The organism is Vibrio diabolicus (genome assembly GCF_011801455.1).
Taxonomy (GTDB): Bacteria; Pseudomonadota; Gammaproteobacteria; order Enterobacterales; family Vibrionaceae; genus Vibrio; species Vibrio diabolicus.
Genome location: NZ_CP042452.1, coordinates 1,795,204 through 1,811,092, shown reverse-complemented (window position 1 = coordinate 1,811,092; position 15,889 = coordinate 1,795,204). Strand labels below are relative to the sequence as shown.

Sequence of the window (15,889 nt, the reverse complement as noted above, 5' to 3'; positions counted from 1 at the left end):
ATCTCCTAGGCTTTTATACTCCAATCGTCTCGTAATGCAGGATTCAGAGCGTTATCACTAAAAATCATTTAAACAGAAACACTTAGAGACATCTAGCCTTCGCAAGAACATTATTCACTTGGTTTGTAAGGGAGAAGCTGAGAGAATTGAGGCGTTATAAACATAAAATGGTTTAATATGAAACTTCTAGTAAGAAACTTAGCTCGTGAGACGACAGAGCAAGACATCCGTACTCTGTTCTCAAACTACGGCAAAGTTGAGCTTTGCACCGTCGTGCTTGATCAAGAAACGGGTTTATCAAAAGGGTTTGGTTTTGTGATCATGCCGGATGAAGCCGAAGCCGTTGCGGCGTTGGAGGCACTAAACCTGTCTTCAGTACACAAGAGCAAGATTCGTGTGAAAGTCGCACAAGACTAGTATTTTTGCCTTTCAAGGTGAAAGATAAAACCAGCTGAGAGGCTGGTTTTTTAGTGCCTTAATTTTGAGAGGTTGCTACGGTTACTTGAGGCGAAAATATTTGCTGGTATACGCAGACTTCTCGTTCTTTTCCCTGCATTTTGATGATGTGATTGTCGATATACGTCATGCCCAACTTTTGAATGACTGATTGGGATTGTCTGTTTTCGACCAAGTGCATCGCTTTTAGGCCCGATAACTCAAAATGTGGTCTGGCAAATTGAATTAAAGCCATTGACGCTTCTTTAGCAAACCCATTACCCCAGTAATCGACGCCAAGCCAATACCCTAATGTGCCGACTCCCTTAGAAATGTTTAGCAAACTAACAGCACCAATTAACGCATCGTTTTGACGTAGAGTAATAGCATATATGACCCCACTACGTTGGTGATATACGCCAACATGGCTCTTAATCCAAACTTGTGCCATCGGCTCTTCATAGGGATGAGGAATGTTTGCGGTCATATCAGCAATGCTCTTGTCTCCTGCGAGTCGTGCGACTGTTGCGCTGTCTGTCGGATGAAATGGGCGAAGAATAAGCCTTTCTGTAGTGAGCGTTGGTTGAAGCGTCATCGTGCGTCCTTGAGATGAGTCAGTATTGTGGAAATTGCAGATTCACACTGTAAATCAGGCGTGTTTAAACAACCAAGTAATGCCTGAATAGAAAATGTGAGTGAAAGCCATATTTAAAACGCCATAGAACTGTTCATTGCAGATTGAAATAGCGAGTAGCAACAATTGCTTATGTGTGATGTGTCGTATTATTACACACATAAGCGCGTTTGTTCATAATAATGGTACAAAAGTTGAGGTCTGACCAATGTCTCAATTTTTTGATACTTTCGTCCAATTTTTTGAAGATAGGACACAAAAAATTAAAGGGGCTTTTTTATTGTGGAATTATTTTGAACAAAATATGTCAATTGTCAGTAGTACTGAAAAACAGGGAGAAGAGAAATGCCGGATATATATTGCGCAGCTTGTAGAAAATCAACGCAACATAAAGTGATCATGAAGCGTTGCGAGCCACAGCCCGTTGATTCGTTGACAGGTAAAGTGGTGAGTTTTACACAGCTGATGGCGAAATTTGTATCAGGTGAACACTACTACGAGATGGAACCACAATACTACTGCCGATGCTGTAATCATCGTGCAATTGGAGAAGTGATTCCTCATCCTACCAGGCATACGTCGGCAGCTCTCTAATTCAGAGCGATAGCTATGATTAATAGCTAAACAGGGCGGCTTGTCCCGCACGCCAGATCTATAAAGGCGTATCACACGCTTTCAAATTTGCGACTCTACGGGAGCCGCTAGATTACTTTTGTTCTTCATACTCGGTTATGGAGAGAGCGGCAGTAATCGCAGCCCTTTCCTTCCTTAGTTATTTCTAATTATTCTCTGCTGAATTTCACATGCTGTGCATTTGATGGTTTGCAATTGTTTAAGCAACGATTAATGTGATGCTTCCTGAGTGGTTACAAGGATGTGGTTAATGAGTTACCAATTGGACCGGATTGATTTACACATTTTGAGAGTGCTTCATTCAAGAGGCAGAATTCCAGTTGTTGAACTCGCAAAGCAGATCAACTTAACGACCTCGCCGTGTTCTGACCGCGTGAAGCGGCTAGAAAAAGAGGGGTATATCAATGGCTACCATGCGGAGCTGAATGCGGAAAAATTAGGGTTGGATGTGCAAGTATTCATCCATATTCGCTTAGACCAAACCAGTTTTTCCATTTTTGAAAAGTTTGCGAAAGCCGTCGAATTGATGCCGGAAATTGAAGAGTGTTATTCGCTCTCTGGGGACTTCGATACCATGATAAAGGTTCGTGTTAAGAGTATGAAAGCGTATCAGGAGTTTATGTCGAGTAAGTTAGGCACGCTTCCGGGCGTAATCCAGACTCGTAGTGAAGTGGTAATTGAAGAACATAAAACAGGATTTGGCGTGAACCCGGAGCTCCTTGGTTAGGCGAGGCTGATGTCTATGACTGCAGCGCTTATGCGTTGAGCATATTATTTAGCGTGACTTGGCGTATTACTTTTTCAAGATCAAAAAAGGAGCCGAAGCTCCTTTTTGATAAATCGGTGAGCGACTATGCGCCGATGAAGGTGCTGATAACACCAATTAAACCGCCAAAAACACCGCCCCAAACGACTAGCCAGCCAAGGTGTTCTTTAATCATTTTTTGCACCATTTCTTTGACCAGTGCGGGTGTTAATTCGCTCAAGCGCTGATCAATGATGCCTTCAATGTTCTGCTTTATCTCATCCATCATAGCAGGAGACTCGAACTGCTCTTTCAGTGCTTCTTTGATGTTATCGCTCTTGCTCAACTCAATAATGGATTCTTGCATCTTTTCGACGAAAGGCTGCCGCATAGGTTGTAATGCCTCCGCGCCGCCAAACATCGCTAGCATGCCGCCAAATTGAGAGCCTTCGATCACTTCTACCAAAGAGTCAAACGCTGGGTTTAAATCCACTTTCTCAATCACAGGTTGAAGATCGATGTTTACACCGCCCGCCATTTCTTTGTTCAAGAATCGATCGATGTTCGCTTCGGTAAAGAACTGCTCCATCATCAAGTTTTTGATAGCCAGTTTAAACTCTTCAAATCGCGCGGGGATCACGCCAGAACCGTATAATCCAGGCACTTTTTCAAACAGCATGTGGATGGCAAGCCAGTTAGTGATGGCGCCTGAGAACGCAAACAGCCCCGCATACCAAAGGTAGTCGTTTTGTAATTGATGACCTCCAGCCATCAAAGCGATAGCGAGGACATTCGTTAGCAAACTTTTGTTCATAGTGACCAGTTATATGTGAATATCGGAATAAATAAGTGGGCCTGATTCTATACCTAAGTCACATTGAGATGCTAGGTTTTGCCGTGATGAGTGACCGTGTTGCGAAGGGATAAAAATGGATGTACAGAAAAACAAAACCCGACAATTACTGTCGGGCCACTGCTTTTTCTTAGAAAAACTAAGATTCTATTTTTAATTTTAGATGCGGTAGATCTTACAACAAAGTTGGCATTTCCATCTTTCTGAGTAGCCGAATAGCTTGTCAGCCCAACTTGGTTTGAGTTGTACGATCTGCATTGAACCACATTTACACATAAGCTAATTACCTTATTGTTAATCTAATAACTAAGCCATCTATTGAGTATAGCTGTTTCTCAAAAAGTGAAATGACAAATGAAGACGGCTCAAAACTCTGTATTGTGTTCATTGCAATGGATACGCAACGAGGCGGTATATTAGCAGAAAAAATGTGAGCTTTATCATGGAGGATGTTTCATATATGAGAAACTATAATGGCTATATGAGTATAGGGTTATCAATAAAAATGAAAAACGGCGCTTCATGCGCCGTTTTTATTGGGTTTCTCGCTAATTAAGAAACGTGTTGATTTTCTAACTCTTCAGCGATAAATCCGCCAGTTTGATGGGCCCAAAGCTGGGCATAAATACCGTTGTTCGCGATGAGCTCTTGGTGAGAACCTTGTTCAACAATACTGCCTTTATCTAGCACGATGAGGCGATCCATTTGTGCGATGGTCGACAATCGGTGCGCAATCGCAATAACGGTTTTTCCTTGCATTAATTCATTCAAGCTTTCCTGAATCGCTGCTTCGACTTCTGAATCCAGAGCCGATGTAGCTTCATCCAGTACCAGCAATGGTGCATCTTTGAGTAGCACACGAGATATTGCGATACGCTGACGTTGGCCGCCAGACAGTTTCACACCACGTTCACCAACTTGCGCATCGTATCCGACATTACCAAATGGGTCGGTCAGAGTTTCAATAAACTCATGGGCATGCGCTTGCTTAGTGGCTTTCAGCAAATCTTCTTCTGTCGCATCTGGGTTGCCATACAAAATATTGTCGCGAATCGAGCGGTGTAGCAGAGAAGTATCTTGGGTCACCATACCGATCTTTGAACGCAAAGAGTCTTGTGTGACTTCAGAGATGTTCTGTCCATCGATCTTAATGCTGCCGTCTTCGACATCGTGGAAACGAAGTAACAAGTTCACCAAAGTCGATTTTCCGGCGCCGGAGCGCCCAACCAAGCCGACTTTCTCTCCTGGTTTGATGTTGAGATCGAGGTGGCTAATCACGCCTTTGTTCTCACCGTAATGGAAGCTGACGTTATCAAAGTGAATGCCACCTTCAGTGACAACTAAGTCTTTTGCGTCTGGTTTATCTTTAATATCAATTGGCTTAGAGAGCGTTTTCATTCCATCGACTACGGTTCCCATATTTTCAAAGAGGGCGCCAACTTCCCACATGATCCACATCGACATACCATTTACGCGTAATGCAAGGCTAACAGCAATCGCAATCGCGCCAACGCTGATGGCACTATCCAACCACAGGTAAATCGATAAAGCAGCAACGGAAAACACCAAAATATAGTTTGAGATCTCTACAGCAACGTCAAAGCCGGTCACTAGGCGCATTTGACGATAGACCGTATTCAAAAATCCCTTCATCCCTTGCTCAGCATATTGGGTTTCGCGCTGGCTATGAGAAAACAGTTTGACCGTCTGAATATTGGTATAGCTGTCGACGATGCGTCCTGTCATTGTCGAACGAGCATCGGCCTGCGCTGAAGCGACGTCTTTGAGCTTAGGAACGAAATAGATTTGAATAGCGATGTAAGCGAGCAGCCAGACGATCATTGGGATCATCAAACGCCAGTCTGCCGTCGCTAACATAATGATCATACTGGTGAAGTAAACCGTAACATAAACAAATACATCCATAGCTTTCATGACGGTTTCGCGCACAGCTAATGAGGTTTGCATGACTTTAGTTGCAACTCGGCCTGCAAAATCATCTTGATAGAAGTTTAAGCTTTGATTGAGCAAATACCGGTGTGCAAGCCAGCGGATAGACATTGGATAGTTGCCCAATAATGTTTGGTGAACGAGCAACGAATACACGATCACCAAAATGGGCATGACAACCAACAATAAGGTTCCGTAGAAAATTAAATCTGCTTTATTGTCTTGCAAGAACGTTTCTGGATTGCTGGTGGACAACCAATCAACCAATTGTCCCATCGCGCCAAACAACATAACTTCAACGACAGCAACAATCGTGGCCATCAAAGACATGATGATCAAAGGCTTTTCGTAGCCGCGGGTGTAATAACGTAAAAAAGCGAGCATCCCTGAAGGAGGCTGATCTGGTGTGGATTTGGGGAACGGCTCTGTAAAGCCTTCAAATCGTTTAAACATAACTCATCCTAAAGTTAAAACAGTGCCATTTGGGGTGGCTAAATCCATCGATTCACGTTGCTTTGGACGAAGCCGCGTGTATAAGAGTTTTTGGCTGCTCTCGAGAAAGCAGACGGATTGACGAGAGGGGCGAAAAAATAGTCTAACCGATTGTGTTTTAAATGTAACTAGTTGGTTATGGGTGTGGTTGTCTATGGTTCTGATTCTTATGATGAATTCTTCGCATGTTTATCGCGATGCCATAAAACCTTAAACCTGCATAGTGACAATAAAAATTCGGGAGGAATAAGCTAAGTGCAGTGAAAATTACTTCTAGATAATTAAATTAATTGTGAAAACAGCAAAACTGAAGTTAACAATAAATTTACAATCTCCTCATTCTAGTGATAAGGAATGTATTGGATGCTATTACACGAATCAGTGACCCAATTTGCTAATGGGAAAGAAGAAAGCACGCAAAGTGCTCAGCGCCAAACCGCAAACTGCGTAGTGATGGTGCCACCGAAAGAGTTTCGTTTTAATGAAGAAACCGCACAAGATAATGAGTTCCAACATAAAGTGTCACTCAGCCAAGAAGAAGTCTCGCGTAGAGTGATGGCCGAGTTCGCGAGTATGGTAGCTACGCTGCGTCAAGAGGGCGTTCAAGTTGTTGAGTTTGATTATCCAGCTTCTGATGTTGCGACGCCAGATGCGGTATTTCCAAACAACTGGTTTAGCACTACGCCAGATGGCACGTTGTACACCTTTCCAATGGCCTGTGAAAACCGTCAAAAAGAAGTGCGTCCCGATGCGCTTGTGGCGGCACTAGCGCAAGCTGGGCGAGAAGTTCATCGACGTAGCAGCCTAACTGAATATCTTGATGAGCAAGCGTATTTAGAAAGCACGGGTGTGATGGTCTTTGACCACTTAAATAAAACGGTCTATGCCGCACTTTCACAACGTTGTGATCGTCTGGTTTTAGAAGATTACGCCGATCGTATTGGCTATGAACGAGTGATCTCTTTCCAAACCCGTTTGCCGTCTGGTGCGCCTATTTACCATACCAACGTGATGATGGCTGTGGGTGAGCAGTTCTGCGTGATTTGTGACGAAGTGATCCCAGAATTTGAGCGTCGTTTTGTGATGAAATCACTCGCCAAAGATAAGCAAGTGATCTCTATTTCGATTGAGCAAATGAACCACTTCTGCGGCAACATTCTTCAGTTGGAAACCATCAATGGAGACAAAGTCATTGCGATGTCGCAATCGGCATACGATGCTTTCTCTCCTGCACAAAGAAATCAACTTGCGACGCACGGTAAATTGCTGCCATTCGATGTTTCTACCATAGAATCTATTGGTGGTGGCTCGGTTCGCTGTATGTTGGGTGAGGTATTTTTGCCTAGTCGACAAGCGGTGTTATAAACAATATTGCGCAGTTTTGCTTGCAAATGCAGGTGACGTTCATTCTCTCCCAAATAATAAAACCGTTAGCCTCGAGGCAGTACGAGGCTGACGGTTTCACTTTCTAGCTTCTTCCTAGGATATTCCGAGCTTAACCCATACTCTCGCGCAAAGACTTGATGTCTTTGGATGGTGGCGCACCAAATAAACGGCTGTATTCACGGCTAAATTGAGAAGGGCTTTCGTAACCCACTTTAAACGTAGTCGCCATGGCATCGAGGTTTTCTGTCAGCATTAAACGCCGAGCTTCGCTGAGTCTTAATTTCTTTTGAAATTGCAGTGGCGTCATAGATGTCATAGAACGAAAGTGGGTATAAAACGCCGATTTACTCATGCCACTGTAGGCGGCTAACTCACTGACACTTAACGGCTTTACGAAATTATTCTTCAACCAATCAATGGCCTTCGCGATTTGATGGCTGTGACTTCCTGCAGTCACGATTTGATTAAGACGAGCGCCCTGTTCGGTAATTAACAGTCGATAAAAAATCTCTCGTTTAATGATCGGCGCTAAAATTTTGATGCTTTGTCCTTCATCCAGCAGCTCTATTAAACGCAGAAAGGCGTCAAGTAATGGCTCCGACAACTCTCCAACCGCTATGCCTTTTTGTGCTTCTTTGCTTTGATTAAACGTCAGCTCACTATCGACAATAAGTTGAGATATTTCAGTCAGATCCAGCTCCATAATCACCCCTAAATAAGGTTTATCTTCACTGGCTTCAATGATATTGGCGATAATCGGCAAGTCGACAGAGGAGATTAAAAAGTGGTTCGCATCGTAAACAAAGCTATCTTCACCCAACAACACGCGCTTTCTCCCTTGAGCAATTAAGCAAATACTTGGGTTGTGGGTGTAGCTTGTCGGTGGTGTTGGGGTTGCCCAACGACTGAACCTTAATCCTGGAATTTCTGTGTCATATTGGTTCGAGCCATTTGCCCATTTCTCAATGTGCTTGGCAAGCTTTTCTATTGCACTGGCCAGGGTTGACGAAGTGTTTGACGGTACCTCTTGCATAAATCAGTGCTCTCCTCTGGTTGGCCTCAGGTTCGGTGTTAACGGCATGCGATTTCTGCCTTTGTAGTTAACGCCTCTTTGGAGTCAATTAAGCGACTTCATTAAGCATAGTTATAACAGTTCATTTCTTTAAGTAAAGAATATTGGGCAAGTGTCTATTTCGAGGTTAAGCGATCAGAGAGTGATCTTTCTGGTTGGTTTTTGAGTGGGTTAATTGTCTGTCATGAATTTTATTATTTAATAGTCAACTACTTATGTATAGATGAGTTTTTATTCCGTTTTTTCTAACCGGTCTCAAGTATGGTTGTCTTTTGTATTGGTTTGGAATATTGGGCAAGTATTAGCAATGAATAGGCTAACGGTCATCTATCAAAGCGCAATACAGTGAACCCATGGTTTAGTGAGTTGTAAGCACTCAAGAACACTATTTGGAGTCATGATGAATAACAAAAGCAATACTCAAACCCCTGACGTACTGCAAGCCGGTGTATTTCAAGGTCGAGGCATTTTCGAGTTTGGTGAAAAGAATGAAGCGTATGCGGATTACTTTACCGGTACGAGTTATCTGGCGTTGCTCAATCAGCCTGGTCTTATCGTGGCGAATGTAACGTTTGAACCAGGGTGTCGCAATTTTTGGCATATTCATCATGAAGGTGGGCAGATTCTGTTAGCGACAGGAGGGCGAGGTTGGTATCAAGAATTTGGCCAACCAGCAAAAGAGTTGAATGTTGGCGATGTCGTGCATATCGCGCCAGGTACTAAGCATTGGCATGGCGCAGCTAAAGACAGTTGGTTCTCACATGTAGCAATAGAAATACCGGCTGAAGGCGCAAGTAATGAATGGTGCGAACCAGTCTCTGATCAAGAGTACATGCAACTAAAGTAGCCCGAGCTAAGTTTTCAGTGAGAAAAGGGAATCTCGATGAGACAAGCGTACCGTTTCAATCAGTGGGTGAGATGCGTTTTGGTGAGTAGTGCCTGGATGTTCCCCTGCATTGTAAACGCAGAAGTTAATAGCGCTGGATTGGAGGAAAATATGGTGAAAATTCGTTTTATTTTCGATGATTGCAGTGTTTTAGGCACATTGAAGAGCAGTGCGAGTACAGACGATTTTGTTCGTCAATTGCCTCTTACATTAGATCTACAAGACTACGCAAATACAGAGAAAATTGCTTACTTACCGAACAAGTTAACTCGCGAAGGCGCACCTTCTGGAACTCAATCAAAAGCGGGTGACATCTCTTATTACGCCCCTTGGGGAAATTTAGTTATCTTTTATAAAGACTTTGGTTACGCGTCTGGGTTAATTAAATTAGGTCAAGTCGATGATGGGATTCATTGCTTTATTTCGAAAGAAACAAACCGTGTCACGATCGAAAAAGTAAATTAATAACCCAGTTAACAATGTGAATTATTAATGTAGAAATCAGAACGCTAATAAATATATTTCTAGAACTTCTATGGATTAGAACATCGTTACATAATGGAATCTTGATATGAAAGAATTAAACAAATTTGTTAAATCAATATTAATATTGGTGCTCACTATGACAACGCTATGCACAACGAATATCGCTTCAGCATCAGAAATATTCAGTGATAAAGAGCGAGCTATTATTCCTATTTCTGCTTTTACTGCGAGTGGTGAAATAGAAAAACTAACACAAAGCCTTAATGATGGGTTAGACGCAGGCCTAACGGTCAACGAGATAAAAGAAGTGCTGGCTCAGTTGTACGCGTATGCTGGATTTCCGCGCAGTTTGAATGGACTAGCAACATTTATGACGGTGTTGGAGGAACGTAAAAGCCAAGGTATTACTGATACCTTAGGGCGAGAATCAAGCGCGTTACCTAACGATAAAACCAGCTTAGAATTTGGCGCTGAAAACCAAACACAACTTGTTGGTGCAGAAGTAAAAGGCGCGCTATTCGATTTTTCTCCGCAAATTGATGAATACCTAAAAGCACATTTGTTTGGTGATATTTTTGAACGCGATGTGCTCACTTGGAAAGAGCGTGAAATTGCTACGATTGCAGCATTAGCAAATATGAACGGTGTTAATAGCCAATTAGCAGCTCACTATAATATCAGTATGAATAACAATGTTTCTATTCAAGAGTTAGAGGAATTTATTGTTGTATTAAGTGAGTGCTGTGGTGAAAGTGTGTCTAACAATGCTCAATCGGTCCTAAAAACAGTTTTGGAAAAATAAATATTATTTGGCCAATCATATCAATTAGAAAGGAATTCGTTTATGAAAAATAAATCATCATTGTTTATTTGGTCTGTGCTGTTGTCGACGGGATTTATGCTTCCAATCGCTCAAGCAGCCGATGGTAACTCATCTTCGCAGCAAGTTTATCGCTCTGCTGATCAGAAATCGTTTCAAGGACCTGAAAACCTATTTACCGGGAAAGTTAACGTCGAGATGTTGTTTCCTGAAAACGAAGTTGCAAACTACAGCGCCGCCTATGTCACTTTTGATGCAGGAGCTCGAACCGCTTGGCATACTCACCCAGCAGGACAACACATGATCGTCACTTCTGGTACCGCACTTACAGGAACGCGTGATGGGCATGTAATTCGATTTGCTGCTGGTGATAGTGTTTGGTGTCCTCCTGGTATCGACCATTGGCACGGTGCAACACCAAATGCGCCAATGACTCACCTAGTGGTTACGGCGTCAAAAGACGGTGAAAACGTTATCTGGAAAGAGCAAGTTACCGATGGTCAGTATGCAGCAGGACAGCAATAACAAAGCCCACGTTTTTATAGCGAGCGCAGAGGTTTTACTCTGCGTTTTTTATTGTCTTGTTGGGCCAACCAAGCGCATTTCCCAATCCTCGACTTCGCCAGTTTCTAGGCGGCGCTCGACTAACTTGCCCCAAGACTCGACTAACGGCAGTTCAGACAGCTTAGTGAGTTCTTTTCTATCTAAACAGCCAGTGAAAACCGCACCCATGATGCGAGCCAGTGGCCATTCTGGATAAGGTCTTTCGCACAGAATAATCTCGTCACCTGCACCGATATCGCCTTCTTCCAACACTCGGAAATACCAGCCTGTTCGAAGCGTATCTTGCAGTCTTCTCGCCATGTCGTGTTGGTCAAAGCGTACGTTAAGTTTCCAACAAGGCATGCGACCTTGCGACACTTCCAGTAGTGTTGAGCCAATGTGAATTTTATCTTTCAAGCAAATCGTGGATTCGGTGACGCCTTCGGAGCTGATGTTTTCGCCAAAGCCTCCGGTGGATTGGAAAATTGTTCTTTCGCCTAATTCTTGTTGCCAGATTGGGTAGTGCTCGCTTGGGTAAATATGAAGCGCTTTTTGAATTCCACCATGAAAGCGTGGATCGCCTTGCTCATCGCTGGTAAAACCAAGCTCTGTTGCGTGCTGGCGCTCGGGCAACACTTGTTTGTTGATTGCGCTTTGCGCTCCATGAGCATAAGGGACGGTTTTCCCTGCTAGCACAGCTTTTACGACGCCGATTTTCTTCATGTAACCTCCTTATTATTTGAATGAGAGATAAAGTGTTAACCTTCATTCGCGATGCGGAGCATGATAGCCTAGTGAACTTGTGTCGGAATAGGGATGAAAAGACAACTAACAATGCTAACTCGCCAAATTGATTCGAAGTCAGGCGTCGTCACCTCCAATGAGATGATGGCTGCGAATCCCCATTCCCCTGTTTTGGTGAAAACCATCGACATGCCAAAAGGTTACATTGATGCGCTGCATCAACACACTTGGCATCAAATCATCTTTCCTATCAAAGGGTTATTGCAAACGCAAACGGAGCATTATCAGCATTTGGTTCCGCACACTTCTGCGTTATTTGTTCCTGCGGGTGTTCAACACGAGTCGATTGCTCTAAGCAACACGATATTTGTTGGCATTTACCTCAACCCTGAGTTTGGTGCGACGTACGAGCCACAAGTGAGAACCATTGCTTTAACGCCGTTTTTAAATGAGCTTTTACAAGAGATCCGTAGACAGTGTGAAGGTGAGACAAGCCACGAAGAAGTGCTGCATTTGCTGGCGGTGTTGCATGATCAAATTTTGAAAAGCAACGTGCAGACATTTCAGTTGTTGCTGCCACAAGACAGACGACTAAAACTGATTTTCGAGCAACTGACTGACGAGCCCGCGTTGAGCTGTTCGCTAAAAGAGTGGGGGGAGAAAATTGGGGCGTCTGAGCGCACTTTATCACGGTTGTTTGCCAAGGAATTCAACACTTCATTTCTGCTTTGGCGGCAACAAATTCGGCTGATTTACTCGCTTTCTTTGTTAGATGAAACGTTGCCAATCCAAGCCATTGCAGACCTAGTGGGTTATCAAAACGACTCATCCTACATCAAAGCATTTAAAGCCTATTTTGATATGACGCCACAACAGTTTAGAGTGAACGGCGCATCGCGCAGGTAGAAATACAGAGTTTCGACTTAACTCAATGCGTTTGAGAAGAAGTCGCGAAACTTCCTTTTTGAATTTCAATTACATGGTATGAATAACAATGGCACCAACGATAAATACTCGAGTGAACCAATTCTGCTTTGGTCAGCCAAAAACGTCGCTGTCGTTGGAAAAAGAGCCCCTCAAACCGCTTGCTCAGGGCAAGGTTCGGGTGCGACTGGAAGCCACCAATATTAACCCAAGTGACTTGCTTTCCATTCATGGTGTTGGGCAATACCGTCGCGTTCACGTACCACCTCGCGTGCCGGGATTTGAAGCGGTTGGGCGTGTGGTGGAAGTCAGTGCAGTCGGTCACACTGACCTTCAAGTTGGGCAAAAAGTGTTGGTGGCGATGAGTGGTACTTGGCAATACTACATAGATGCTTCGCCTGAGAATCTTTTTCCGCTACCTGAGAGTTTGGATAACGGCTATGCCTGCCAGTTGTACATCAACGCGTTAACCGCGTGGGTGATCACCACTAAAGTGGCTAAGTTGAACAAAGAGGATGTGGTGATCATCAATGCGGCGGGTTCGGCGATCGGTAAGATATTTGCCCAGCTCGCCCACTCCCTGGGTTTTACACTGATTGCTGTCACTTCAAAGCCAGACGAGTATCCGTACGATACGATTCCAGTATTGGACGCGAAGCAAGACTTACACGCGCAACTGCAAACGCGCAAACTGCCACAACCAACGGTCGCTTTGGATGCGATAGGTGGTGAGGCTGGCACGGTTCTCATTCGTACCTTGAAAGAAAACGGTCAATACATCAACTACGGAACGTTGTCGTTGGCGCCTTATACGTCGGCGTTTTTTGAATCGATGAAGACCAACAACATCGACTTTAGCACCTTCTTTTTACGGTATTGGGAAGAGTCGGTAGGTAAAGGCGGGAGAAAAGCGGTATTCGCTGAAATGTTAGACCACTTTATTGCCAACGATATAAAGTTAAGTGTAGCGTCTGAACTGCCGCTAGAGGATTTTCAAACTGCGATTGAAATGGTTGAGCAACGCTCATCGGCGGTGTCAGGAAAAATCATTTTGACGCTATGAATTACAGTGAGTCTGTTGAGAAAAGGGAGGATAAAATCCTCCCTTTTTTGATGGGTTATTTGTAATGATGGGACTATTTTAGATGGAAAATTTGTTCTGTTTCGAGCGATGTCATCGTACGTACTTGACGCCAAATGTAATAAAAAATACCGAACATCATTAACATGCTTGGAATTGCAATCATCGGGTAGCTGTAAAGCGTCATCTTACCCAACTCTTCATTAAAGGCAGCCGTGCCCGAAGGACTGGTCACGATCCAAGTCGCAAGGAAGTAGTTCATCGCGGATGAGAACGCAAAAGTACTCGCAAACAGATAGTTTGATGACATTAGACAACGTTCAAATGCCTCTGATTGACCGTTCTCTTTCAAGCGTTCATTAATCAGCGATAAATTCAATACCGTGTCATTCAATACTAACTTCTGCATCAGTGGGTAGCGGGTAAACGTTGAGCCCAAAACCGCTAAACCGATCAGGCCAGGGATCAGGGCTTCTTTCAAGGCTAACCAACGTGTATCGAGCTCTAACAAGCCAATGCCGCCAGTTAATAAAACACTGATAAAGCCAAGTGCAGAAATAAAGTTAAATTTCTTGTTCCGGACAAGGTCCATACCGCCGTAAATGATAGGAAATAGCAAAGCGACAACCAGCGCCATTGCTGTTCCTAGGTGTTCATCGCCGCTAAACTTCATCAAGATAAAGGAAGGGATGAATACGTTAAAAAGAATCTCGAATAGGGGATTCGGCTTTTTCGCCGTTGTGTTACTCATAATGTTTTACTGACTCTACTCTATGTCGGCTGTTATTGTACTTTGACGAGAAGTGTTCATCTAGTCGCGCTTGATGTAAAGCGTTAAAGCGCCGAGTTGTGTAACGACTTATGAAATAGACCGGAGCATAGCCAGTTAGTTGACATGATTGACTACTTTTTTTGTGTCTTAATCGCGCTCCCTCTGCGCAATGTTCTGATTGCGTGCTCTGAATAATCGAGTCGCCACGGTGTTGTGATTAAGCTCTAATACTTGAGCAATTTCATTATGATTAAACCCGACTACGAGTTTTAAGACCAATGGCTCTCGGTATTTGGGTTCGAGAATCATCATTTGTTTTTGAAGCCAATCTTGTGCCATGTCGTGGTCACTGCCAGGGTAGGTTTTTGCCTGTATTACACACTCATCAATATCGACAAAATCGTACTGCTTTTTATCAAAGCGCCGAGCATTCTCACGACGCAAAATGGTGATGAGCCAAGGCTTCGCGGCATTGGGATCATTTAAGTTATCAAAGAATCGCCACGCTTTCAGGAAGGTGTCTTGCGCCAAATCTTCAGCAAGGTGATGATCTTTGCATAGCCAATATGCGAGACGATAGATATCTTGGTATTGCTCCTTCGTCAGTGCTTCGTATCGTTTGTGTTTTTCCATAGCATTAAGATCAGAAGTGTAGAGCTGAGCAGCAAGGTAACCTCTGAAGCTTCAAAGGTTACCTGCGGTTTCGTCCTTGCCCGCTTAAAATGGCTGGGTAGAAAAACGTGAGTATTGAAGGGCGTCTGCGACTTCTTGAGCTTTAGATTCCGAAGTCATGAGATGCAGCAATTTAAGGGCGGCTTGATAGCTAACTAGGCTGCCGTTTGAGGTGATGACGCCCTCATCAACAACAAAATTCTGGTCGACCTGTACATCAACTGCTGGATAGTCTTTTTGTAATCCGTTTTCACCTCCTGCCCACGTCGTCGCTTTCTTACCGTTTAACAGGCCAGCCTCGGCCAATAGATACGCACCAGAACAATTACTTGCCATCCAATCTGCCGCCTTTGATGTGGTTTGAATAAAGTGAATGAGATCCTTGTTTTCGATTAGCGCATCCATGTCGTAGCTGGATGTTAAAACCAGCACGTCGAGTTCCGGCTGATCGCCAATCCAAGCATCCACACCAATTTTTAATCCCTCTTCAGTGGTGATGGTTTTCTGTTCAGAGACGGAAATAGTGACTACTTCATAATCGCTAAACCAAGTCAGACGACTTGCAACGCCAAAGACCTCTAAAGGCGCAGTAACATCAGAGGTCAGTACGCCGTCGTAAACCAGAATGCCAATGCGTTTATCCGCCGCATGTGCCGTTTGAAGCATCCCAAAGAATAGGACTAAGGTCGCTATCAATAGTTGTAGTGCATTCTTTAATCCATTTTTACCCATTGTTTTTTCCTCGCTAACAGAGCGTCAAG

At 43.8% G+C, this 15,889-nt stretch carries 18 protein-coding genes; 10 read left to right on the top strand and 8 right to left on the bottom strand.

Annotation, left to right across the window (positions count from 1 at the left end):
- Positions 1-177 precede the first annotated feature (177 nt).
- Positions 178-417, top strand: coding sequence for an RNA recognition motif domain-containing protein (locus FR741_RS23365; RefSeq protein ID WP_005392166.1), 240 nt, complete (start codon positions 178-180; stop codon positions 415-417).
- A 58-nt stretch (positions 418-475) separates the two neighbouring features.
- On the opposite strand, the gene FR741_RS23360 is transcribed toward FR741_RS23365, so the two are convergent.
- Complete coding sequence (locus FR741_RS23360; protein ID WP_167427839.1) at positions 476-1,030, bottom strand: GNAT family N-acetyltransferase; 555 nt, start codon at positions 1,028-1,030, stop codon at positions 476-478.
- 384 nt (positions 1,031-1,414) lie between these two features.
- Here FR741_RS23360 and FR741_RS23355 point away from each other — a divergent pair, with 384 nt between their 5' ends.
- Positions 1,415-1,663, top strand: a complete 249-nt coding sequence (locus FR741_RS23355; protein ID WP_012842405.1) for a hypothetical protein — start codon at positions 1,415-1,417, stop codon at positions 1,661-1,663.
- 289 nt (positions 1,664-1,952) lie between these two features.
- Positions 1,953-2,429 carry an Lrp/AsnC family transcriptional regulator gene (locus FR741_RS23350; RefSeq protein ID WP_006740877.1) on the top strand — a complete coding sequence of 159 codons (477 nt, stop codon included), beginning with the start codon at positions 1,953-1,955 and terminating at the stop codon, positions 2,427-2,429.
- Between the two features lie 124 nt (positions 2,430-2,553).
- On the opposite strand, the gene FR741_RS23345 is transcribed toward FR741_RS23350, so the two are convergent.
- Together FR741_RS23345 and FR741_RS23340 are read right to left on the bottom strand one after the other, a co-directional pair.
- On the bottom strand, positions 2,554-3,261 hold the full coding sequence (locus FR741_RS23345) for a DUF445 domain-containing protein (protein ID WP_005392172.1): 708 nt from the start codon (positions 3,259-3,261) through the stop codon (positions 2,554-2,556).
- 591 nt (positions 3,262-3,852) lie between these two features.
- Positions 3,853-5,703, bottom strand: a complete 1,851-nt coding sequence (locus FR741_RS23340; RefSeq protein ID WP_104972120.1) for an ABC transporter ATP-binding protein — start codon at positions 5,701-5,703, stop codon at positions 3,853-3,855.
- 402 nt (positions 5,704-6,105) lie between these two features.
- Here FR741_RS23340 and FR741_RS23335 point away from each other — a divergent pair, with 402 nt between their 5' ends.
- Positions 6,106-7,107, top strand: coding sequence for an arginine deiminase-related protein (locus FR741_RS23335; protein ID WP_085342453.1), 1,002 nt, complete (start codon positions 6,106-6,108; stop codon positions 7,105-7,107).
- A 130-nt stretch (positions 7,108-7,237) separates the two neighbouring features.
- Here FR741_RS23335 and FR741_RS23330 read toward each other — a convergent pair whose 3' ends face one another.
- Positions 7,238-8,161, bottom strand: a complete 924-nt coding sequence (locus tag FR741_RS23330; RefSeq protein ID WP_167427838.1) for an AraC family transcriptional regulator — start codon at positions 8,159-8,161, stop codon at positions 7,238-7,240.
- A gap of 436 nt (positions 8,162-8,597) precedes the next feature.
- On the opposite strand from FR741_RS23330, the gene FR741_RS23325 reads away from it, so the two are divergent.
- The 4 genes from FR741_RS23325 (at position 8,598) to FR741_RS23310 (ending at position 10,917) form a co-directional block, all read left to right on the top strand.
- Positions 8,598-9,047 carry a cupin domain-containing protein gene (locus FR741_RS23325; RefSeq protein ID WP_174856115.1) on the top strand — a complete coding sequence of 150 codons (450 nt, stop codon included), beginning with the start codon at positions 8,598-8,600 and terminating at the stop codon, positions 9,045-9,047.
- A gap of 150 nt (positions 9,048-9,197) precedes the next feature.
- Positions 9,198-9,551, top strand: a complete 354-nt coding sequence (locus FR741_RS23320; RefSeq protein ID WP_233059818.1) for a cyclophilin-like fold protein — start codon at positions 9,198-9,200, stop codon at positions 9,549-9,551.
- 106 nt (positions 9,552-9,657) lie between these two features.
- Entirely contained in the window at positions 9,658-10,374 is a 717-nt protein-coding gene (locus tag FR741_RS23315; RefSeq protein ID WP_167427837.1) for a carboxymuconolactone decarboxylase family protein, read from the top strand.
- 42 nt (positions 10,375-10,416) lie between these two features.
- Entirely contained in the window at positions 10,417-10,917 is a 501-nt protein-coding gene (locus FR741_RS23310) for a (R)-mandelonitrile lyase (protein ID WP_167427836.1), read from the top strand.
- A gap of 48 nt (positions 10,918-10,965) precedes the next feature.
- Here FR741_RS23310 and FR741_RS23305 read toward each other — a convergent pair whose 3' ends face one another.
- Complete coding sequence (locus tag FR741_RS23305; RefSeq protein WP_167427835.1) at positions 10,966-11,658, bottom strand: MOSC domain-containing protein; 693 nt, start codon at positions 11,656-11,658, stop codon at positions 10,966-10,968.
- Between the two features lie 111 nt (positions 11,659-11,769).
- Between FR741_RS23305 and FR741_RS23300 the strand changes: the two genes are divergently transcribed.
- Complete coding sequence (locus FR741_RS23300) at positions 11,770-12,585, top strand: AraC family transcriptional regulator (protein ID WP_167427877.1); 816 nt, start codon at positions 11,770-11,772, stop codon at positions 12,583-12,585.
- Between the two features lie 88 nt (positions 12,586-12,673).
- Complete coding sequence (locus FR741_RS23295) at positions 12,674-13,666, top strand: zinc-dependent alcohol dehydrogenase family protein (protein WP_167427834.1); 993 nt, start codon at positions 12,674-12,676, stop codon at positions 13,664-13,666.
- Between the two features lie 73 nt (positions 13,667-13,739).
- On the opposite strand, the gene FR741_RS23290 is transcribed toward FR741_RS23295, so the two are convergent.
- The 3 genes from FR741_RS23290 to FR741_RS23280 all read right to left on the bottom strand — a co-directional run bounded on the left by FR741_RS23290 (position 13,740) and on the right by FR741_RS23280 (position 15,860).
- Positions 13,740-14,435, bottom strand: coding sequence for a VC0807 family protein (locus tag FR741_RS23290; RefSeq protein WP_046875662.1), 696 nt, complete (start codon positions 14,433-14,435; stop codon positions 13,740-13,742).
- A gap of 168 nt (positions 14,436-14,603) precedes the next feature.
- Positions 14,604-15,089, bottom strand: coding sequence for a sigma-70 family RNA polymerase sigma factor (locus FR741_RS23285; RefSeq protein WP_167427833.1), 486 nt, complete (start codon positions 15,087-15,089; stop codon positions 14,604-14,606).
- An 84-nt stretch (positions 15,090-15,173) separates the two neighbouring features.
- Entirely contained in the window at positions 15,174-15,860 is a 687-nt protein-coding gene (locus FR741_RS23280) for a DJ-1/PfpI family protein (RefSeq protein WP_167427832.1), read from the bottom strand.
- Positions 15,861-15,889: the final 29 nt, after the last annotated feature.